Below are 20176 nucleotides of genomic sequence, written 5' to 3' on the forward strand. Positions count from 1 at the left end.
AAACATAGACATGCCGGGTGCCGGATGCCGCATAAACATGCTGTACGGACGTGCCCGCCCGCTGCCGGGCCGGCACAATGAACACCGTTAGGGAAGAGGAAGGAATCTATGACGAAGCCGAACAAACCAACCAAGCAAACCTTTATCAAGGGAGCTATGATCCTGCTTGCGGCGGGCGTCATCAACCGGATTCTCGGTTTCGTCCCCCGCATCGCCCTTCCCCGCGTCATCGGAGCCGAAGGGGTCGGCATCTACCAGCTCAGCTACCCGTTCCTCGGCGTGCTGCTGACTCTCATTACAGGCGGCATCCCGCTGGCCGTCGCCAAATGGATCGCGGAAGCCGACTCCAAGGGGGAGGGCCACCGCGTCAAGCAGATTTTCCGCACCGCCATGCTGCTGACGATCGTCCTTGCCCTCGCGATGACGGCTCTGATGCTGCTCGGCGCCGAATGGATCACGACCCGCGTCCTGACCGACAGCCGCGTGTACCGGCCGTTCGTCATGATGGCGCCGATGCTTCTCATCATCGGGGTATCGTCCGTATACAGAGGCTATTTCCAAGGCAAGCAGAACATGATCCCGACCGCCCAGTCCCAGGTCGTGGAGACGGTGCTGCGGATCGCCGGGCAATTGCTGCTGGCTTTCCTTCTGCTCCCGTACGGACTCGAGTGGGCAGCCGCAGGCGCGATGATGGGAACCGTCATCGGGGAGATCGCCGGCTTGCTGATCTTGTTCTGGCATGCAGCCAGAGACAAGGGAAAGTCCGCTGCGGCAGTTCCCGCCCCCCCTGCCGGCGCTCCACCTTTTTCTCAAGACTTCAAGAACGAAGACCGCGTTCCCGTGCTGAAAAAGCTGCTGCGCCTTTCCATCCCGGTTACCGGCAGCCGGCTGGTCGGCTCCCTGTCCTATCTGCTGGAATCGATTCTGACCGCCCGCAGCCTCGCCGCCGCAGGCATCGCGACCGGTGCCGCCACCGCGCAATACGGCGCCCTTCAAGGGATGATCATTCCGCTGCTGCTGCTGCCGACGGCTCTGACCTACTCCCTGTCCGTGTCTCTGATTCCATCCCTGTCGGCCGCAGCGGCCAGAGGAGACATGGCCTCGATCCACAAGCGTCTCCATCAGTCCCTCCGCCTCGCTCTCGTCAGCGGCGCCCCCTTTGTCGTCGTCATGGGACTGCTCGCGGAGCCGCTGTGCCGGCTGATGTACAACCACGGGGAAATCGCCCCGCTGCTTGCCCTGCTCGCTCCCGCCGGCATCTTCATCTACTTGCAAGGACCGCTCCAGGCAGCCCTGCAGGCGCTAGACAAACCCGGAACGGCTCTGTTCAATACGACCGTAGGCGCTTGCGTGAAGCTGTATCTGATCGTCGAGCTCGCATCTCGTCCCGAGCTCGGAATCTATGGCGCTGTCATCGCGATCGTCGTCAACATCATCCTCGTCACTGCCCTCCACGGCATTAGCGTCATGCGCTGCGCCGGGTACCGCATGAAGCTGCCCGACTTCATCAAGGTCGGAAGCGCCATGATCATCATGGGAGCCTGCTGCAGGTGGCTGATGAGCAGAGGGCCGCTTCCAGCCGAATGGCTCAATCTGATCGTTTCTTGCGCAGCCGGCGCCGCGGTTTATTTATTTTTGATGGGAGCCATGGGAATTGTCGACAGACATGACTTGTCCCGAATACCGGGCATCGGGCGCTGGTTCGGGTGAAGCCGGCATGTATGGAGACAAAGCGAAAAGGCAGCTGCATCGCAGCTGCCCGCTTTTTATTTTTTTCGGCGGTTCTCATCGACGAACAGCTCGCCTTTGTGGTCGATCGTGCAGAAGAACACCTGGTTCCACTCCGTAAGCCCTCTTTTGCGAAGCTGCTGCTTCAGCCAGAGACGGTTTTTTTCCAGCTTCTCCAGATTATGATCCATGACTCTGCCATCCATGATGAGCGGAACCGGCAGCGTTTCGAATCGATAAGCCGAAGGAAACGTTATGTCGCTTGACGATGAATCCTGCTGCTCATTGTTCTTGTCTTGCTTGTCTTGCTTGTCTTGCTTTCCATGCTTTCCCTGTTTTTGTTCTCCGCCGGAAGAGCTTCCCTGTTGACTTTGCTGCTGCCCGCTTTGCTGCTGCCCGCTTTGCTGGTTCTGCTGGCCTTGTTGTCCTTGCTGGCTCTGGCCGGAAGACGGGGACTGGCTTTCCTTCGGGATGACGGACAGCTTGCCGCTCGTCTCGAGAATCGCGAATTCCACGTCCGCCACCCTCGCAACCTGGTTTTCCCTCAGCTGAAGCATGAGATCGTCCAGGTTGTAGCGCTGTTTCTTCATTTCCTTCTGATTGAGCTTGCCGTCGGCGATAATGACGCTGGGCTTGCCGTCGAACAGCAGCCGGAGCTTGCGGTTTTTCAGGCCGATATAAGCGATCAGCACCTGAATGATCATCAGCACGGCCATCGGAACGATGCCCTCGATAACCGGCCGTTTCGTATCCTCGATGACAAGAACCGCAATTTCGGCAATCATGAACGAGATGACGAGGTCGAACACGCTCATTTTGCCGATTTCCCGCTTTCCCATCAATCTCATGATCAGGAACACGACAAAATAAATCAGGACGGTCCGCAGCAGCAGCGACCCATATTCCATGCTTTCGCCCCCCTTGGCCCAATCATCAAGCGTCAGATGGTATTGTCGCCCCCCCTGTCCGCAGCCATGCACAGCATGACGCAATGAAATGTTGGCAATAAAGGCGAAACGAGGATTTGTCCTTCCCATCGGCAGGGCTGTACTAATTCCGGCGGCTTGACCATATGGTGAACTAAATACCATACCATCACTGGAGGGTGATTCCCGCATGAACCCCATTAAAAATGTGCAAAAAGTGCGTATCGGCTCCCCCATGCTAGGAGGGCTGGCTTACTCCGGCTTATGGCTCGCTCTGGGAGCCCTGCTTCTGTCGCTCATGCTGTACGCGGGAAATCTCAGCGAGGATTCGCTTCCGGCCTGGGCGCTTGGCATTCACGGCACCGCTTCCCTGTGCGGAGGCTTCACGTCCGGCAAGCGCAGCGGAGCCAAAGGCTGGTACCATGGCGGCCTGCTCGGTCTCGTTTACGGCCTTCTGGTGCTCGTGATCGGCTTTCTGGCAGCCGATGCAGGCCTGTCGTCCAAAACCGGCATCCTTTTCCTCATCGTCGCTCTCGCAGGCGCATTCGGGGGCATGATCGGCGTCAATCTGCGGAAATGACCCCCTGTGTAAACTTGTCTCGGGTATGCTATACTTGTTCTCGGTAATCGAACTGGTAAACATCTGGAACTGTCATCTTCCGGTGTATCAGGGGCAAGCTTAGGGGGAACCATAGTGGCAATCTTGACATCCATGAATCAAATTACGCTGTACACGGTGCTGACGTCCGCCGTATTGATCAGTTTCGGAACCGGCCGCAATCCGCTGCGCGCCGCAGGCGTCTTTGCCCGCAATCTAGCCGTCAATCCCAGATACTTGCTGCTGTTCGGCTCGCTGCTCGCCATCCTCTTCATGAACAAGCTCGAGCTGATCATCGAAAGCAAGATGAAGCATCAGACCGACTTCACCCCATTTGTCCAGCGGCTCGAAGGCGGCTTCGTGGAAGGATTCCAGCAGCTGTTCCATGCCGCATGGCTGACGCCGGTGCTGGCCTTTTTCTACGTTGTCGTCTTCCAGTCGCTGCTGGTCGCATCGCTCGCTGTCTACATGTACCGCGACAAGACCGGACGGCAATTCTCCGCGACCTGCTACGCGATCATGCTCAACTACCTGATTGCGATTCCTTTTTATTTGTTCATGCCCGTCAAGGAAGTTTGGGCCTATAATCCAAACGTTCATTTTTATATGCTGGAGGCTTTTCCGGCTTTTGAAACGGTATACCGCGGCTTGTCCGGCCTGGACAACTGTTTCCCGAGCCTTCATACTTCCATCTCCGTGACGCTTGCCTTGCTGGGAGCCCGTTCCGGCATCAAGCGCTGGGCCTGGCTGACCGGCGTGACGGCGGCAATCATTATTTTCACCATCTTCTATATGGGCATCCACTGGCTGACCGATATGCTCGGAGGCCTCTGCCTGGCGACCTTCGCCGTGTACATGGGCTACAAGCTGGCGGATTTGAAATCGCTGGCCAAACCAATTCCGTCCGTTCATCCTTCACGCTGAACTCCTTCCCGGCGTTAAATCGCTCCCCCTTCCGGCAATAGCGCAAAAAAAGAGCCTTCGCGGCTCCTTTTTTTTTTACGGCTGACTCAGCAGCTTTTGCTCGTGCCGGCCCCAATGAGGCTGCGTTCCGTCCTCATCCACAAATCCGTAACGTTCCGACAGCTCCCATGAGCTAAGATGCCTTCCGGACAAGCTTCCCTTCCCGGGGTCGGCGGCCAGACAGGCCAGCGCCCTGCCTACATAAAGCGGGGTCTCCGATTGAAGAAAATTAGGATCCTTCTCGCCGGCGTCTCTCCAGTTCGCTTCCGTCACGCCGAAATGGGCCAGCATCTCCTCCGAGCGCAAAAATCCCGGGGTCAACGAAACCGCGCAAATTCCATATGGCTTCAGCTCCTCGGACAGCCCTGCAGCCATATGGATTCCCCATATCTTGGACAAGCTATAGGGCAGATTGCCCCGATACTTGTAGTCGACGCCGTCGGTTATTTCCGCAAGGAGGCCGGACTCGCTGCGGATGAGCAGAGGCATCGCGTAATGTGCCGTCATGTAATGGGTGTCGAGCACTCCGTGCTGCATCGCCAGCCCATCCTTCAGCGGTGACGCCCAGAAAGGCTTGCCCCAATGAGTCAGCCTTTCTCCTCCCCAAATATCGTTCACGAGGATATCCAGACGTCCATGGGCCATTTCGATCCGCTTCATCAGCGCCTCCACTTCCTCCGGCACCGAATGGTCGACTCGGACAGCAATCCCGATACCGCCGCGGCTTTCAACCCTTTCAGCGGTTTCCTCGATCGTCTCCTTGCGTCCGATGGGGGAAGAGGACATTCGCGTCGTCCGCCCTGTCACGTATACCGTCGCACCGGCTTCTCCGAGCGCCATCGCGATTCCGCGGCCGGCTCCCCTCGTTCCTCCGGCTACGAGGGCAATCTTGTCCTTCAACGGCTTGTTCTGCGTCATGAACCATCTCTCCTTTTCAATAGGGGCCGCTCAGCGGCACTAAGTTCAGGTATAATCATATAGTGCCATACACGACATCCTCTGTCTTGTAGGATGAACCATCCATTGTAGGAGGTCTGTTCCATGCGCGGAGACCGGCTGCTTGCCATCCTGCTGACGCTCCAGGCCGAAGGAAAGCTGTCGCAGCGGGAGCTTGCCCGAAGGCTGGAGGTGTCCGAAAGAACGATTCAAAGGGATATGGATGCCTTGGGCTCGGCGGGGATTCCAGTCGTATCCGAACGGGGAAGCGCCGGCGGCTGGAGGCTGATGGAGGGGTACCGGACGGATGCCACCGGCATGACCGGAGAGGAATGGAAAGCTCTCCTCCTGTCGGCGGGCAGCCGGGCGGCCCGCGACCTCGGTCTGGCGGATGCGCTCGACTCGGCGCTTCTCAAGCTGCGGGCGGCGGGGATGCCGGGCAAGCCTGCCGTCGCCTCGAGCCTGTCCTCCAAGCTTCATGTCGATGCGGACGGCTGGCATGAATGCCGGGAGCCGCAGCCGAAGCTCGCCCTCTTGTTCGAAGCCGTCCTGACCGAACAGCGGATCGAAGCTTATTATGAATCGCGGAACGCCCCTCAGGCTGCCTCCCCGCGCTGCCTGATGCCGCTCGGTCTCGTCATGAAGGGGAGCGCCTGGTATTTGGCGGCCAGCGAGGGAGATGCCGTTAAAAGCTTTCGGACGTCCAAGCTGTCGGATATCCGCTTGACGGGAGAGCCCTTTGAGCGTCCTGCCTCATTCAGCCTGGCGGCGTGGTGGCGGACTTCAGTGAGCCGCTTCCTTGAAGGGCTGCCTTCCACTCTTGTTCGATTGAAGGCTTCTCCGGATGCCATGGACAGGCTGCAAAAAATGAGATATACGCGGATTGTAGGCGCCTATTCCCCTGAAAGCGAGGCGGCTTCGGCAGAAAGGGAGGAGACGGAAGCAACCCCCGTCTTGAAGCTCGTCGACGTCCGCTTCGATACGCTGGACTATGCGGCCGGCGTCGTGCTCTCGCTCGCACCCGCCGTCGAGGCTGTCGATCCACCGGAGCTGCGGCAGCGGGTATGCGAGCTCGCCGAAGCAGCTCTGGAGATGCACCGCAACGCATAAAAAAACCCTTTGGAGAGCTGCTCTCCGAAGGGTTTTTGGAGCGTCGGGCTGCTTAGAGCGTGCCTTCAGGATCCACTTTGTCGCTTTTGACTTCAAGCTTTTCTTCCGTCTTGGCTTCGACAGGAGCCGGAGCGCTGTTCAGGACGGATGCGATGGCGCTGCGTTCGAACGTCACTCTCGTCGTATCGTTGACGCGCAGAACGACCGTGTCGTCGGTCAGCTCCACGATCGTGCCGTGCATGCCGCCGATGGTCGCGATTTTGTCGCCTTTCTTGAGCGAGCCGAGCAGGGCGTTGCGCTGCTTTTGCTTCTTCTGCTGAGGACGGATCAGAAGGAAGTAGAAGACGATGAACATGAGGCCGAACATGAGCAGCATGGACATGCCGCCACCGCCGGCGCTACCGGAAGCCAGAAACATAGGTGTATACCCCTTTCAATATCGGAACGAGATTCTGGTTAAAACCCTTTGTCGTTGTCATGCAGGCCGTATTGGGTGAAGAATTCGTCCCGGAAATCAAGCAGCCTGTCCTCCATGATCGCCTGGCGCACGCCGCGCATCATCTCCAGCAGGAAATGCAGGTTATGGTAGGTCGTCAGCCTGATGCCGAACGTCTCGTCGGCCTTGATGAGATGCCGCAGATAAGCGCGGGAATAATTGCGGCAGGTGTAGCAGCCGCATTCCGGATCAAGCGGTCCGAGGTCCTCCGCGTACTTGGCATTGCGGATGTTCACCCGTCCTCCGCTCGTCATCGTCGTGCCGTTGCGGGCAATGCGGGTCGGAAGCACGCAGTCGAACATGTCGACTCCGCGAATCGCTCCTTCGAGAAGCGCGTCGGGAGATCCGACGCCCATCAAATAACGCGGCTTGCCTGTCGGCAGGAGCGGAATCGTCTCCTCCAGCACCTCATACATGAGATGCTTCGGTTCCCCGACGCTCAAACCACCAATAGCATACCCCGGGAAATCCATGGAAGTCAAATCCGCCGCGCTCTGCTTGCGCAGGTCGGCATGCATGCCTCCCTGGACGATCGCGAACAGCCCTTGGTCCTGCGGACGGGCATGGGCTTTGAGGCAGCGCTCCGCCCAGCGGGTCGTCCGCTCGAGCGAGTTTTTGATGTATTCGTATTCGGCCGGATACGGAGGGCACTCGTCGAACGCCATCATGATATCGGAGCCGAGCGAGTTCTGGATCTCCATCGCCTTCTCCGGCGACAGGAACAAGCGGTCGCCGTTGAGATGGGAGCGGAATTCGACGCCTTCCTCGGTGATCTTGCGCATGTTGCTCAGCGAGAACACCTGGAAGCCGCCGCTGTCCGTCAGAATCGGGCGGTCCCAATTCATGAACTTGTGCAGGCCGCCGGCATTGCGGATCAGGTCGTGGCCCGGACGGAGCCACAGGTGATAGGTGTTGCTGAGAATGATATGGGCGTCCATTTCCTTGAGCTCTTCCGGGCTCATCGTCTTGACGGTAGCCTGGGTGCCGACGGGCATGAACGCCGGCGTCTCGATGACGCCGTGAGGGGTATGGACGCGGCCGAGCCGCGCCCCGGATTGCTTGCATACTTTGATCAGTTCGTAAGTTACAGCCACAGTTCACTCTTCCATTCCTAGTAGATAAACATCGCGTCGCCGAAGCTGAAAAACCGGTACTTCTCGTTGACTGCCTCTGCATAGGCGTGCAGGACATGCTCGCGCCCGGCAAGCGCGCTGACCAGCATGACCAGCGTCGACTTGGGCAGATGGAAATTCGTCAGCAGGGCGTCGACAGCCCGGAACTCATATCCGGGATAAATGAAAATATCCGTCCAGCCGCTGCAAGCCTGAAGCCCGTCCGGATACCGCTGAGCCGCTGTCTCCAGCGTGCGGGCCGACGTGGTGCCGACGGCAACGATTCGGCCGCCGCGTTCCTTGGCGGTGCGGATCATCGCGGCGGATTCCTCGCTGAGCTCGTAATACTCGGAGTGCATCACATGCTCTTCAATCGTGTCCGTGGACATCGGCCGGAATGTGCCGAGACCGACATGAAGCGTCAGCGGAGCGATTCCGACTCCCCTATCCCGCAGCTCCTGGAGGAACTGCTGCGTGAAATGCAGCCCCGCGGTCGGAGCCGCTGCGGATCCCGCCTGGCGGGAATAAACAGTCTGATACCGCTCCCGGTCGTCCAGGCGTTCCTTGATATACGGCGGCAGCGGCATCTCGCCCAGTCTGTCCAGCAGCTCCTGGAATATTCCGCTGTACTGGAACCGGACGATGCGTCCGCCCATATCGCCTTCGCTTTCCACGACTGCGCGCAGCAGCGGCTCGCCGCCTTCGCCGGCGCCGAAAGCGATGACCGTGCCGGCCTTCAGCTTCTTGGCCGGCTTCGCCAGCGTCTCCCAGCAATCGCCTTCGAGCTGGCGGAGCAGCAGCAGCTCCGCCTTCGCTCCGGTATCCTCCTTGACGCCTAGCAGGCGGGCGGGAAGCACGCGGCTATCGTTGACGACCAGCGTGTCTCCCTCGCGCAAATACTGCTTCAGATCCGTGAACCGATGATGGGCGATCTCTCCCGTGCGCTTGTCCAAAGCGAGCAGGCGCGAGGAGGTCCGGTCCGTCAAAGGGGTCTGGGCGATCAGCTCTTCCGGCAGGTGAAAATCATAATCTTCTACGTTCATGGCTTCAGCTTCCGTCCTTAGCGAGTTCAATCTCTTTGTAGTAGTATTTCAGAATGCGTTGGTAATCATACCCGGTATCGGCCAGGCCCTTGGCGCCGTATTGCGACATTCCGAGGCCGTGCCCGTTGCCGGTTCCCCGGATGAGCCACGTCTGCGAAGCGGAGACGGGCCGGATGGCTCCGGAGGCGTTCATGACCGTCAGGCCCGCTCCGCCCGATGGCGATGCTTTGGCTCCGCCGGCTCCCAGCACTTGGACGGCGGCTCCCGTTTCCTTGACCGCCGAGGCGCCGCCGGCGCCGAGAAGCGACACCTGCCCGGCCGGCTCGATGGCGAACCGCGTGCTCGGCAAGCTGCCAAGCGCGGTGCGCAGGGAGTCCGGATACTTGACCGGAACGGCTTTGCCGTTCACGTTCACCTGCATGACCCGCCCTGAAGGTCCGCGCGAGGCGACCTCCAGCGACTGAATCGGTCCCGATACGGCCGAGGTCGTCTTGCCCTTCATGGCATCCAGCAGCTGGGCCGAGGTGAACGGGCCGCGCATCCAGTTGAATTCATTGGACTGCGCGACCGTCTCCAGCACCGTCACCTTAGCCCCGGCGTCCAGCTTGTCCACCGGATTCACGCCGTCCTGGATGAGAGGCAGCGGCCTCACATTGGTAGCGGCGGACTTGATGCGCGCGATGACAGCCCCGGCTGCGTTCTTCTCGCCGGTCAGGTCAGCCGTGTCGGACCGGATGAAGCCGGTGCCGCCGCTCGGAGCCATGACCCGGTACCATTTGAACAGGCCGTTCTCGGAAGAATCGTCCGGGCTTTGGACCGGAGCCAGATACGGCACCTTGCTTCCCCATACTTCGGATGGATCCGCTGTATACCCTCCGGCGCTGGAAGAGAATACCGCCTCGACAGGCTTGCCCCCGCTGAGCATGACCTGCCCCTTGGTATCGTCGACCGCCTTGATGGTCGTCGCCTTCTCGGAGGCGACACCGTTGTACGCCTGGCTGAGCGTCGTGTCGACGACCTGGGCGATGCCGAAGCCGGTCCCCTGGTAGACGGCGTACGAGCGGGCGGCCACGGCTTGCGCCTTGAGCGCCTCGATCGGCCAGGAGCCGGGCATTTCCCCGCCGACGACGGAATACAGATACTGCTCGAACGGAAGCTCGTTGATGACGGCAAGAGCGTTGTTGTAGCTGCTTAACTCGAACTGGCCTCTGTATGTACGGGCGTAGCGCTCGGCAAGTTTCACGCCTTGGGTCGAGGACGGCAACACGACAGCCTTCGTGCCCGCCGGGAAAGTCAGCAGCATGCCGGGCGCCGCTTCCTTCTGGGTGACGGACAAATCCCTCCGCTGCAGCAGATAATCGCCCGCCGCAGCCTGCTTCAGCCCGGTCGCCTCCGCGATTCCGGCCAGCTTGAGCTTCACGGCTTCCAGCGAAGCGCTGTCCGCCGCCGCTCCCACCATGACGGAATAACGGGTTCCGGAATCCGATGGGCGCAGCGCAAGGAATGTATCCGTTCCGGAAGCGCTGAACGAGGCCATCGCGAGCCGCGCCTCCTGCTCGGACGCGTACGCGGCCGTCTCCAGGTGAAGCGGTCCGCGCACGGAGGCGCCGCCGCCGAATGCCTTCACCGTCGCGTTCGCGTTCCATTTGGCAAGAGCGGTCCCTGCCGCAGCCGCAGAGGAGTAGGAGCCTTCCGACACTTGGTAGGAAGTGCCGCCCCCGCGGTCCACCGCCTCCAGCACGGCGTTTCCTCCGGCAGTCTGCACGGCTTTGAATACTGCCAGCGCGGCCGCGAAGGAGCTGTTCTCTCCCAGCAGGACGGAATAGTTCTCCACGGCTACCCGGGCAGTCGCGCCGCCGACAGCGAAAGCCAGAGGTTTGGCCGTTCCCCCTTGGCTGACGCCGATGGCTATCCCGCCGTCGGAGCTGAACGTTGCGGCCGGAATCGACAGCGTATATTTGTTCGGTACGGTGATGAACAAGCCGACGCGAATCGTGTCCATGACCTCGATCCCGTCCGCTTCCGCCTTGGGAGGCAAGTAGAGGCAGCCGCCCAGAACGGCGGCTGCCAGCAGGCCTTTGGGGAGAATTCGGGCTATCGGTCTGTTCATGGTTCTCTCCTTCCGTGTGCTCCGCCGGCTCGCGGCCGTCGGCCGGCGTGCAGGCGGGCACCTTACAGGGTCTTGTCGGTACGGTCCTCGGGGGGAATGCGGCATCCATCCGGGGAACAGGCTTCGTCCGCCTTCCCGAACCAGTCATAGCGGCGTTTGGCGATGTAGCGATAAATCCGGTCTCCAAGACGGCTCATGCCCGGCAGCCGGTACAGCCAGCCTGCCGGACCGAAGCCAGGAACCGTGCGCAGGATGCGCACGACGGCGTCGCTGCCCGCATACAAGCGCCCTGCGCCGTCAACGACATGCATCCTGTCCCTCAGCGCTTCCGCGTCGATGTCCAGTAACCGCTCGGCGGCCCGGCCCTGGAGCCGGTCCAGATTCTGCAACGGAACAAACTTCAGCTCCGCCCGCGAGCCCAGTCGGCCCAGCCTGTCGACCGAGGCGAGGCAGAGGTTGCACTGGCCGTCGTAGATGACGGTGAGCGCGCTGTCTTCAGCGGCTCCGGACCGTTGCTCCTTCATCGGCGGATCCTCCCTTAGGCCATGCGGCTTGTCTGCCGCGGCCATTATTCCGGTACGGGCAAGCCCAGATGGCGGTAGGCAAGAGGAGTGACGACACGCCCTCGCGGAGTCCGCTGCAGGAAGCCGATCTGCATGAGATACGGCTCGTACACATCCTCGATCGTCTGGCTTTCCTCGCCGATCGTCGCTGCGATCGTGTCCAGGCCTACGGGGCCGCCGCGATAGTTGGCGATCATCGCCTGCAGCATCTTGTGGTCGATCCGGTCGAGTCCGAGCGGATCCACCGCGATCAGCGACAGCGCCTGCTGGGCGAGCTCGTTCGTAATGATGCCGTTGCCGCGGACCTGCGCGAAATCGCGAACCCGCTTGAGGAGCCGGTTGGCGATCCGCGGCGTTCCCCGCGAGCGCAGTGCGATCTCGGAGGCCGCATCGCCGACCATGCCGACCTCCAGAATCTCGGCGGAGCGGGAGATGATGAACGCCAGCTCGTCCGTGCCGTAATACTCCAGCCTGCTGACGACTCCGAAGCGGTCGCGCAGAGGGGCGCTGAGCAGCCCGGCGCGGGTCGTGGCTCCGATCAGCGTGAACGGGGGCAGGTCAAGCCGCACGGAGCGCGCGCTGGGACCTTTGCCGATCATGATGTCCAGGCAGAAATCCTCCATCGCCGGGTACAGCACTTCCTCCACGGAGCGGTTCAAGCGGTGGATTTCGTCGATGAACAGCACATCGCCCTCCTGCAGGTTCGTGAGCAGGGCGGCCAGATCTCCCGGACGCTCGATCGCCGGGCCGGAGGTCGTGCGCAGGTTGACGCCGAGCTCGTTGGCGATGATGTTCGAGAGAGTCGTTTTGCCGAGTCCCGGCGGGCCGTAGAGCAGCACATGGTCGAGAGCCTCCTTGCGGAGCTTGGCCGCCTCGATGAATACCTTGAGGTTGTCCTTCACCTGGGACTGGCCGATGTACTCGGCGAGATACCTCGGACGCAGGCTGTATTCGACAGCCTGGTCCTCCATCATCAGATTGGCGGAAATGATGCGATCGTCTTCCATGCAAAACCTCCCTTTCCGCTATCCCTTGAACAGCTGCTGCAGCGCCCGCTTCATGAGCGCGTCCACGGTCTCTCCGGGCTGCTGCGAGCCGCCCATGCCCGCCCAGGCGCGGTCCAGCTCCGACGCCGTATAACCGAGGGCTCCGAGGGCTTCCCTCGCCTCGCCCCAGCTGTCCTCGCCGGCGGCGGCGACTGCCGCTCCGCCGGCGGCTTCGGCTTCCCATACGAGCTCGATGGAAGCCGACGTGATCTGCAGCTTGTCCTTGAGGTCCAGAATCATCCGCTGGGCCGTCTTCTTGCCGATGCCGGGCAGCCGGGTGAGGAAGCTCAAATCCTCGCGGTGGATGGCCGAGATGACCGCCTCCGGGCGGCCGCCGGCCAGAATTCCGACCGCGACCCTCGGCCCGATGCCGGATACCTCCAGCAGCTTGCGGAAGAGCGCCTGCTCCTCCCTCGTCTGGAAGCCGAACAGCTGCGCCGCGTCCTCGCGCACATGGTGGTGGCAGTAGACGGTTACCGGCTCCTCCCCCCGGGCGAACGCGTAAGGATTCGGCGTGTAGACCTGGTACCCGACATCCCGAACGTCGACGACGATATAATCCGTATCCACATAGGCCACACGGCCTTTTACAAAATCGATCATCTGCGGCGCACCTCGTTTATCTTGGACATCATGCCGGAAGCGTGGGCATGGCAGACGGCAACCGCAAGCGCATCGGCGACGTCGTCGGGCTTGGGCACCTTGGCCAGCTTGAGGAACATCCGCACCATCTCCTGTACCTGGCGCTTCTCGGCCTTGCCGTAGCCGACGACGGCCTGCTTGACCTGCATCGGCGTATATTCCGTAATGGGAAGCCCCCTCTGCGCGGCGGCCAAAATAATGACGCCCCGGGCTTCGCCGACCGTGAAGGCCGTCGTCACGTTGCGGTTGAAGAACAGCTTCTCGACGGCAACGGAGTCCGGCTTGTATTTGTCCATCAGAGCCGAAGCAGACTCGTAGACCTGCTTGAGCCGCACCTCGTGAGGGGTGCCGGCTTCCGTCTCGATGGAGCCGTATTGGACCGGCGTAAGCTTCATGCCGTCCTTGTCGATGAACCCGAATCCCGCGATGGCGATGCCGGGGTCGATCCCTAAAATCCGCATCGCGCACTCTCCTTGTATGAAAGCTGGACAATGAAATCTATCTCTATGTAGCGAAAAACAGACTCTATCTATTATAACAGGAAGTGGATGACATGAGAACAAGCGTTTCAGACCGCTCGCCGAAAAGCAAAAAACGCCTTTTCGCAAAGGCGCTCGGAGAACGGGCTTGCCGGACTGGAACCGGACGGGAAGACATGCTGTCGGCGGAAGCGCAGTCTGCTGATATCCGAACGGAATCAGTAGGCGCGCTTCATCGCTCCTCTGGATCTCTCCAGGGCAAAATCGTTGTACGTCGACAAGACGCTGTTGAACTCGTCCCTGTCCTGGACGCGGATGCCGCTCAGCAGCCTGTCCCGTTCCTGCTTGGGCAGCGCGCTTTCCATGTACTGCAGGTCGAGCTGAAAAAACGTCTTCATGACCTTCTCGTCGCTCGGAGGACCTTCGAACAACGTCAGGCTTCCCCCGTCATCCACCCCGAAAGTCGCGCTCTGCTTGCAGGCCTCGGACAGATCGTCGATCCGCTCGGTCACGACGACGCCGCCCTTATCATCGAATCCGGCTTCCCAGCCGGGATGGCTGCCGAGCAGCTTCAGCACGGAAGGAGGATCCATGACGCCGAGCGGACGGATTTCCTCTCCGCATAGATAGACTCTTTTCATCGTGACCGCGGCAGATGCGCTTCCTTCCAGAAAGGAAGAGATCCCCTCCTGTGTAAGGTCCGGCCCGCTCCGAGCGGCCGCCTCGGCTGCGGAAGAGCCCAGCAGAAGCGCTGCAGGAAGCAGAAGCGCGCAGGCCAGGCTGAGCGGCGAGCGGCCGCGCCTGCGCCTCAAATATTTCCGTTTCAGATGGTTCCAGATGCTGATTGACAACATGGTCATCCATAGCCCCTTCTTGGCAGTTTCGGCTAGTCTGCCTTCCGGCTGGATGAATTATGCAAGCATAAAAAAGAACCGGGCTGCGAGTTCAGCCCGGCTCGGCTCTGTGGCCATTCCCCATGCTCGGCTTCCGTCAGCGGTTGATCCAGGGCTTGCTGCCCTTGGAGGCGCGGGGAGCCGGCCGGGAAGCGCTGCGTATAACCGCTTTTTTTGGCTGCTTGCGCGCGGCTGCCGTGCCCGTTTTCGCCGGCTTGGCTTCAGCCTTCGATTTGGTCTCCGGCTTGACTGCCTTCTCAGCCGCCTGCGCCTCCTCCTCGTCCCTGTCTCCGCAGCAGGAAGGCTGGACCGCTACCGGAGCAGATTCATCCGGCGGCGCTCCTCCATACCCCGGATTCACGCCGTAGCCCTGTACGGCGGCCGTCTGCGGCCAGCCTCCCGGAGAGGCGGGATACCCTTGAGCTTCCGCGCCCCAGCCTTGGTATCCAGGCCACTGGGCAGGACTGGCGGCGCCGGCGACTGCTCCAGCTGCATTCCACTGGCCGCCGCCGTCGTAATTGTACGAACCGGGAGCAGCCGCTCCTGCGGCCGGCATGATGCCCTGAGGATAACCTCCCCCGCCGTATACATGCGCTCCGTTGTTCTGGGCGCCGTATCCTTGATGGCCGTATCCGCCATACCCTTGCGCTTCGGCGGCGTAACCCGGATGGCCGTATCCGCCATAGCCTTGAGCTTCCGCTGCGTAGCCGTGATGGCCGTATCCGCCGTACCCTTGCGCTTCCGCTGCATAGCCGGGATGGCCGTATCCGCCGTATCCTTGCGCTTCCGCTGCGTAGCCGTGATGGCCGTATCCGCCGTATCCTTGCGCTTCCGCTGCATAGCCGGGATGGCCGTATCCGCCGTATCCTTGCGCTCCCGCTGCATAGCCGTGATGGCCGTATCCGCCATGGCCGTATCCGCCGTATCCCGGCGGGTAACAATCCTGCATGCCTGCTGCGGCAGCTCCATAGCCGTCATGCCCCGGGCTTCCCGCCTGGGAACCATAGCCGTCTCCCGGCATCTGCGCGGCTCCCTGCACCGCGCCTCCCGGGTAACCGTACCCTTGCTGATGCCCCGCGACTCCATAACCGGCCGGATAGCCGGCCATCCAAGGGGAAGCGGCGGCATAGGGCTGTTCGACGGAAGCTCCGGCGGCCGCCGGCCAGACGTTAAATGCGCCGTAGCCATCCATCTGGCCGCCTAGTCCAGGGAGCTCCTGCCCGTATCCCGCGGCATGCCCGCCCTGCGAGTAGGCGTTCCCGTACCCGGTGCCCTGGACGCCGTAAGACCCTGCTTCCGTATTCGCATACCCGCTTCCATAGGATGGGGACGGAGCATATTCCGGCATTTTGGGAAGCTCAAACAGCGGAGCGATCGCTTCGACGGCCGGAAGCTTCTCCTGTGCGAAAGGATGGATCGCCTTCTCCGTATAATGGGATTGATAAGGCTTCCCATATGCCTTCTCCTCGGCCGGAAGCGCCGGCGGCACAGGAGGGGCGGGCGGCGGCACAGGAACCGGCTCGGGCGGCTTCACAGCCGTTGGAGGCTTCTCCGCCGTTGGAGGCTTCACCGCCGTAGGTGGCTTCACCGCCGTAGGCGGCTTCTCCTCGATGGGCGCCGTGTTCTTTTTGCCGTCGACGATCGGTCCCGTGAACGCTTTTCCTCCCGCGTGGCCGTGATGATCGGATTTATGCTCGGGGGATAATCCGGTCGATTCCTTTAGCTTTGGAATATTGACCGTATCGCCGACATTCAGCGCATCCGGATTCGTCAGTTGCGAGTTGGCCTTGATGAGCTCGTTCAGGGGCACTCCCCAAGCCTTCGAGAGCTTCCAGAGCGTATCCCCCTCTTTCACCGTGTACTTGTGGATCAAGCCGCCGCTCCACGGCTTTTCCTCTTCCGAAGGAACCTTGATTTTGGCGCCGATCTGCAGATTCTTGTCATCGGTCACGGATGGGTTGAGCTTCTTCAGCTCCTCCACCGTCACCCCGTATTTCTGGCCGATGAGGTAGAATGATTCTCCCTCTTTGACAATATGGATTTTCACTAGCCGACTCCCTCCTCTTCGCGTGCTGTGCGCAGCGGCAGGACTGCAGCCTATCTGCCCGTCGTTACATCGTATGCAGCGACTGGGCGTCTGTCTCCCTTTTCAGCAAAAAAATACAAGCCCTGCCGGGAAGCGTACCGAATATCCGTACGAATGACAGCTGGCTCGTATTCCTGCGGCTTGGTCCTGAACGCGAAGAAGGGCTGTCCCGCTAGTCACGAAACGACTAAGGACAGACCCTTCACTTATTCGGTATCGGCAGAAAAGAATGATGCTCGGCGCTTCAAAACGGATCAATCCGCCGTGCTGCCGAAGCTCGGATAGGTGCCGAGCACCCTTACCTGGCAGCCGATCGCTTCGATCTCCTGCAGCGCCGCCGGGAGAAGGACCGTGTCCAGAGCCATCTCGATGTCGATGACGAAATGGTACGTGCCCAGACGTTTTTTGGTCGGACGGGATTCGATCCTCCCGAGGTTGATCCTTCGCCAGGCGAAGGCGGACAGCACCTGATGGAGCGCTCCCGGGTAATCTTCCGGCAAGGTGACGAGAATGGACGTCTTGCGGACAGGGGACTGGCGCAGCTCGAACGGCTTCGGACCGGCCAGCAGGAAGCGGGTGTAGTTGTTGTCGTGATCCGTCACCCGTTCGCGCAGCACGTCAAGGCCGTAGTGGGCCGCCGCCAGCGTCAGCCCGATCGCAGCCCAGCCCTGGCCCGGATTCTCGGATACGATCCGAACCGCCTCCGCGGTGCTGCTGACCGGCTCCCATTGGGCATGCTGGAGATGGCCGCGCAGGAAGCTCTGGCACTGGGCCAGCGCGACGGGATGGCTGAACACCTTGACGATGCGGCCGTACTCCGGCTCTCCTCCCGCTCCGAGCAGCTCGTCCTTGCGGCCGATCAGCTGCTGGCGGGACGGATAGATCCATTCCGCCTGGATCGGCAAATCCACTTCGTGCAGAAGCCAGTCCATATGGAGGTTGACGGAGCCCTCGATCGTATTCTCGATCGGAATGACGCTGTAATCGGTCCTTCCCTCCGCCGTGGCAAGGAAGACATCGGATATCATCGGGTAATAAACTCTCTCGGCGTTGTCTCCGCACAGGCTGCGGGCAGCCTCGTCGGAGGTGGAGACGACGGGAAGCAAGGCGACTTTGATCATGAATGAACTTCTCCTTTGATTCGCTCTGCGAAAGGCAGTGCGGGATCGGCGCCCTCAAGGACGACCGCGCCGGCGGGATCGGGCTGCAGCAGCAGGAGATCCGCATCGACTCCGGCAGCCGACAAGGTCGAGAGCAGGAACGCCTCCAGCTCTCTCATTCGCGGGCTTCCGTTCTCGATCAGGGCGAGCAGCGTCGGGCCGGCGCCGCTCAGCGCAGCTCCGAGCGCTCCGTGATCCGACGCGCCCTCAAGAACCTCGGCCATGCCCGGAATGAGCGCTGCCCGGTAAGGCTGATGCAGCTTGTCCTTCATCGCATGGCGGATCATGTCGAGCCGGCCGCCGGCGAGAGCGGCCACAAGCAGCGAGCTGCGGCCGATGTTGTGCACGGCGTCGCTCAGCGCCAGCTGCTCCGGCAGCGCATGCCGGGCTTTCTCGGTCGAGAGCTGGAAGCGCGGAATCGCCACGAGCGCGGCTAGTCCGGCCGGCGGCTCGATGCGCAGGCAGTCCGCCCGCGTGCCGTCCCAGGCCGCCGCGACGATGCCGCCGAACAGCGAGGCTCCGACGTTGTCCGGATGCCCTTCCAGGCGGCTGGCGATCTGGAGCAGGGCATCGCGGTCGAGGCCGCCGCCTGTCAGCTCGCTTGCGGCCGTCAGGGCGCCGACGATGGCGCTCGCGCTGCTGCCGAGGCCGCGGGTGAGCGGGATATCGCTGTACATGTCGATTTCCAGCTCCGGCAGATCGGTTCCCGTTTCCTGAAAGACGAGCTGGGCTGTCTTGTAGATCAAATTGCTTTTGTCCAGCGGGATGCCTTCAAGCCCTTCCCCATGCAGCCGGATGACCGTAGCCTTGTCCGCCGGCTTCATCTCGATCCATGTATAGAGCGACAGCGCCATGCCCAGACAGTCGAAGCCGGGTCCCAGATTCGCCGTGCTGGCCGGGACTCGCACCAGCACGCTTCGCATGCCCATCAGCCTTCCACCCGGTAGACGCTCTGCACGTTCTGGATGACATCCAGCGTCTGGAAGGCGTCCAGCACTTTATTCATCGCGGCCTTGCTGGCATTATGGGTAATCACGATGATCTCCGCTTCCTTCAGATCCGCATTCGGCTGCTGGATGACGGATTCGAGGCTGACTTCGTATTCGGCGAACACCTGCGTAATCCGGGCGAGAACGCCGGCTTTGTCCGCGACATGGAGCCGGAGGAAGTTCTTGGACGAGATCTGCTCGTCGGTCTTGAGCCGCTTCTCGTTGTAGGAAATGACGCCCTGCTGGCCGTTGACGCCGATCTTCAGGTTTTTCACCACGGACACGAGATCCGCGACGACCGAGGTCGCCGTCGGCAGCTCTCCGGCGCCCGCGCCGTAGAACATCGTTTCCCCGACAGCTTCGCCGTGGACGTACACGGCGTTGAACACCCCGTTGACCGAGGCGATCGGATGGGTCGTCTTCACCATCGTCGGCTGCACGCTGACGCTGATCGACTCGTCCCGGCGCTCGGCGATGCCGAGCAGCTTGACCTCGTAGCCGAGCCGCTTCGCGTAGGCGATGTCTTCCTTGGAGACGGAGGAGATGCCCTTGACCGAAACGTCTTCGAGATTGACTTCCGAGCGGAAGCCGAGCCGGGAGAGAATGGTCATTTTGCGGGCGGCATCAAGCCCTTCCACATCGGAGGTCGGATCGGCTTCGGCGTAGCCGAGATCCTGGGCCTCCTTCAGCACGTCGGCGTAGGACGCCCCCTCCTGGCTCATTTTCGTCAGGATGTAGTTGGTCGTGCCGTTGACGATGCCCATGATTTTGGTAATGCGGTCCGAGGAGAAGCCTTCGTTGAGCGTGCGGATGATCGGAATGCCGCCAGCCACGCTGGCTTCGTACAGAACGTCGCAGCGCTGCTCGCTGGCCCTGGCCAGAATCTCGCGGCCATGCAGCGCCATCAGATCCTTGTTGGCCGTGACGATATGCTTGCCGCGAGAGAGAGCTTCGAGAATATACTCCTTCGTGTTCTCGATGCCGCCCATGACTTCTACGATGACATCGATCTCCGGATTGCGGATGATCTCCCACGGATCGGTCGTCAGCTTCGCCGCATCGATGCCGATCGTCCTCGTCTTCTCCACGTTCTGCACGAGCACCTTCTCAATCTCGATCGGAGATCCGACCTGGCTGCGCAAATCCGCCTGATGGCCCTCCACGATCCGCACGACTCCCGTGCCCACCGTTCCTAGTCCGAGCAACCCTACCTTAACCGGCTTCATCGCCATTCCCCCGTTCCTGTTCCTAGTCGACATGCTTAGGCCGATCCGGCATTCACAGCACCGGACGCAG

19 protein-coding genes are annotated in these 20176 nt (G+C 61.3%); 4 read left to right on the plus strand and 15 right to left on the minus strand.

The window, feature by feature from the left end; genetic code table 11:
* Positions 1-108: 108 nt before the first annotated feature.
* Positions 109-1710, plus strand: coding sequence for a stage V sporulation protein B (gene spoVB / locus VE23_RS09030; RefSeq protein ID WP_021879612.1), 1602 nt, complete (start codon positions 109-111; stop codon positions 1708-1710).
* Between the two features lie 56 nt (positions 1711-1766).
* Here spoVB and VE23_RS09035 read toward each other — a convergent pair whose 3' ends face one another.
* Positions 1767-2636, minus strand: a complete 870-nt coding sequence (locus VE23_RS09035; protein ID WP_049867818.1) for a DUF421 domain-containing protein — start codon at positions 2634-2636, stop codon at positions 1767-1769.
* 208 nt (positions 2637-2844) lie between these two features.
* On the opposite strand from VE23_RS09035, the gene VE23_RS09040 reads away from it, so the two are divergent.
* Positions 2845-3234 (plus strand): TIGR04086 family membrane protein, encoded by a 390-nt coding sequence (locus tag VE23_RS09040; protein ID WP_049867819.1) that lies wholly within the window; start codon positions 2845-2847, stop codon positions 3232-3234.
* 114 nt (positions 3235-3348) lie between these two features.
* On the plus strand, positions 3349-4176 hold the full coding sequence (locus tag VE23_RS09045; RefSeq protein WP_048745173.1) for a phosphatase PAP2 family protein: 828 nt from the start codon (positions 3349-3351) through the stop codon (positions 4174-4176).
* Between the two features lie 75 nt (positions 4177-4251).
* Here the strand turns inward: VE23_RS09045 and VE23_RS09050 are convergent, their stop codons facing one another.
* Entirely contained in the window at positions 4252-5133 is an 882-nt protein-coding gene (locus VE23_RS09050; RefSeq protein WP_048745174.1) for an SDR family oxidoreductase, read from the minus strand.
* 123 nt (positions 5134-5256) lie between these two features.
* Here VE23_RS09050 and VE23_RS09055 point away from each other — a divergent pair, with 123 nt between their 5' ends.
* Entirely contained in the window at positions 5257-6261 is a 1005-nt protein-coding gene (locus VE23_RS09055) for a helix-turn-helix transcriptional regulator (protein ID WP_049867820.1), read from the plus strand.
* A gap of 52 nt (positions 6262-6313) precedes the next feature.
* Here the strand turns inward: VE23_RS09055 and yajC are convergent, their stop codons facing one another.
* The 13 genes from yajC to VE23_RS09120 form a co-directional block, all read right to left on the minus strand.
* Positions 6314-6679, minus strand: coding sequence for a preprotein translocase subunit YajC (gene yajC / locus VE23_RS09060; RefSeq protein WP_021879619.1), 366 nt, complete (start codon positions 6677-6679; stop codon positions 6314-6316).
* Between the two features lie 38 nt (positions 6680-6717).
* Positions 6718-7851, minus strand: coding sequence for a tRNA guanosine(34) transglycosylase Tgt (gene tgt / locus VE23_RS09065; protein WP_021879620.1), 1134 nt, complete (start codon positions 7849-7851; stop codon positions 6718-6720).
* A gap of 17 nt (positions 7852-7868) precedes the next feature.
* Positions 7869-8912, minus strand: coding sequence for a tRNA preQ1(34) S-adenosylmethionine ribosyltransferase-isomerase QueA (gene queA, locus VE23_RS09070; protein ID WP_049867821.1), 1044 nt, complete (start codon positions 8910-8912; stop codon positions 7869-7871).
* Between the two features lie 4 nt (positions 8913-8916).
* Positions 8917-11022, minus strand: a complete 2106-nt coding sequence (locus VE23_RS09075; RefSeq protein WP_049867822.1) for a SpoIID/LytB domain-containing protein — start codon at positions 11020-11022, stop codon at positions 8917-8919.
* 62 nt (positions 11023-11084) lie between these two features.
* On the minus strand, positions 11085-11546 hold the full coding sequence (locus VE23_RS09080; protein WP_048746656.1) for a thiol-disulfide oxidoreductase DCC family protein: 462 nt from the start codon (positions 11544-11546) through the stop codon (positions 11085-11087).
* 44 nt (positions 11547-11590) lie between these two features.
* Entirely contained in the window at positions 11591-12592 is a 1002-nt protein-coding gene (gene ruvB / locus VE23_RS09085; protein WP_049867823.1) for a Holliday junction branch migration DNA helicase RuvB, read from the minus strand.
* Between the two features lie 18 nt (positions 12593-12610).
* Entirely contained in the window at positions 12611-13234 is a 624-nt protein-coding gene (gene ruvA / locus VE23_RS09090; RefSeq protein WP_049867824.1) for a Holliday junction branch migration protein RuvA, read from the minus strand.
* Positions 13231-13734: a crossover junction endodeoxyribonuclease RuvC gene (ruvC, locus tag VE23_RS09095; protein WP_048746652.1), complete on the minus strand. Its 504-nt coding sequence runs from the start codon at positions 13732-13734 to the stop codon at positions 13231-13233. The genes ruvA and ruvC overlap by 4 nt, the downstream gene beginning before the upstream one ends.
* 236 nt (positions 13735-13970) lie before the next feature.
* Positions 13971-14612, minus strand: a complete 642-nt coding sequence (locus VE23_RS09100; protein ID WP_049867825.1) for a BofC C-terminal domain-containing protein — start codon at positions 14610-14612, stop codon at positions 13971-13973.
* Between the two features lie 130 nt (positions 14613-14742).
* A complete protein-coding gene (locus VE23_RS09105) occupies positions 14743-16692 on the minus strand; it encodes a LysM peptidoglycan-binding domain-containing protein (RefSeq protein ID WP_049867826.1) in 1950 nt (649 codons plus the stop codon).
* 293 nt (positions 16693-16985) lie between these two features.
* Positions 16986-17852, minus strand: a complete 867-nt coding sequence (gene pheA, locus VE23_RS09110; protein WP_048749341.1) for a prephenate dehydratase — start codon at positions 17850-17852, stop codon at positions 16986-16988.
* Complete coding sequence (thrB, locus tag VE23_RS09115) at positions 17849-18820, minus strand: homoserine kinase (protein ID WP_049867827.1); 972 nt, start codon at positions 18818-18820, stop codon at positions 17849-17851. Before thrB ends, pheA begins: the two co-directional genes overlap by 4 nt.
* A complete protein-coding gene (locus tag VE23_RS09120; RefSeq protein ID WP_049869674.1) occupies positions 18820-20106 on the minus strand; it encodes a homoserine dehydrogenase in 1287 nt (428 codons plus the stop codon). The genes thrB and VE23_RS09120 overlap by 1 nt, the downstream gene beginning before the upstream one ends.
* Positions 20107-20176: the final 70 nt, after the last annotated feature.

This window comes from Paenibacillus sp. D9 (genome assembly GCF_001188365.1).
GTDB classification, from domain to species: domain Bacteria; phylum Bacillota; class Bacilli; order Paenibacillales; family Paenibacillaceae; genus Paenibacillus_O; species Paenibacillus_O humicus.

Excerpts from the sequence above, each read along its gene's own strand:
- spoVB (WP_021879612.1), top strand. The coding sequence starts at position 109 with ATGACGAAGCCGAACAAACCAACCAAGCAAACCTTTATCAAGGGAGCT.
- VE23_RS09035 (WP_049867818.1), bottom strand. The coding sequence starts at position 2,636 with ATGGAATATGGGTCGCTGCTGCTGCGGACCGTCCTGATTTATTTTGTC.
- VE23_RS09040 (WP_049867819.1), top strand. The coding sequence starts at position 2,845 with ATGAACCCCATTAAAAATGTGCAAAAAGTGCGTATCGGCTCCCCCATG.
- VE23_RS09050 (WP_048745174.1), bottom strand. The coding sequence starts at position 5,133 with ATGACGCAGAACAAGCCGTTGAAGGACAAGATTGCCCTCGTAGCCGGA.
- VE23_RS09055 (WP_049867820.1), top strand. The coding sequence starts at position 5,257 with ATGCGCGGAGACCGGCTGCTTGCCATCCTGCTGACGCTCCAGGCCGAA.
- yajC (WP_021879619.1), bottom strand. The coding sequence starts at position 6,679 with ATGTTTCTGGCTTCCGGTAGCGCCGGCGGTGGCGGCATGTCCATGCTG.
- queA (WP_049867821.1), bottom strand. The coding sequence starts at position 8,912 with ATGAACGTAGAAGATTATGATTTTCACCTGCCGGAAGAGCTGATCGCC.
- VE23_RS09075 (WP_049867822.1), bottom strand. The coding sequence starts at position 11,022 with ATGAACAGACCGATAGCCCGAATTCTCCCCAAAGGCCTGCTGGCAGCC.
- VE23_RS09080 (WP_048746656.1), bottom strand. The coding sequence starts at position 11,546 with ATGAAGGAGCAACGGTCCGGAGCCGCTGAAGACAGCGCGCTCACCGTC.
- ruvB (WP_049867823.1), bottom strand. The coding sequence starts at position 12,592 with ATGGAAGACGATCGCATCATTTCCGCCAATCTGATGATGGAGGACCAG.
- ruvA (WP_049867824.1), bottom strand. The coding sequence starts at position 13,234 with ATGATCGATTTTGTAAAAGGCCGTGTGGCCTATGTGGATACGGATTAT.
- ruvC (WP_048746652.1), bottom strand. The coding sequence starts at position 13,734 with ATGCGGATTTTAGGGATCGACCCCGGCATCGCCATCGCGGGATTCGGG.
- VE23_RS09100 (WP_049867825.1), bottom strand. The coding sequence starts at position 14,612 with ATGACCATGTTGTCAATCAGCATCTGGAACCATCTGAAACGGAAATAT.
- pheA (WP_048749341.1), bottom strand. The coding sequence starts at position 17,852 with ATGATCAAAGTCGCCTTGCTTCCCGTCGTCTCCACCTCCGACGAGGCT.
- thrB (WP_049867827.1), bottom strand. The coding sequence starts at position 18,820 with ATGGGCATGCGAAGCGTGCTGGTGCGAGTCCCGGCCAGCACGGCGAAT.
- VE23_RS09120 (WP_049869674.1), bottom strand. The coding sequence starts at position 20,106 with ATGAAGCCGGTTAAGGTAGGGTTGCTCGGACTAGGAACGGTGGGCACG.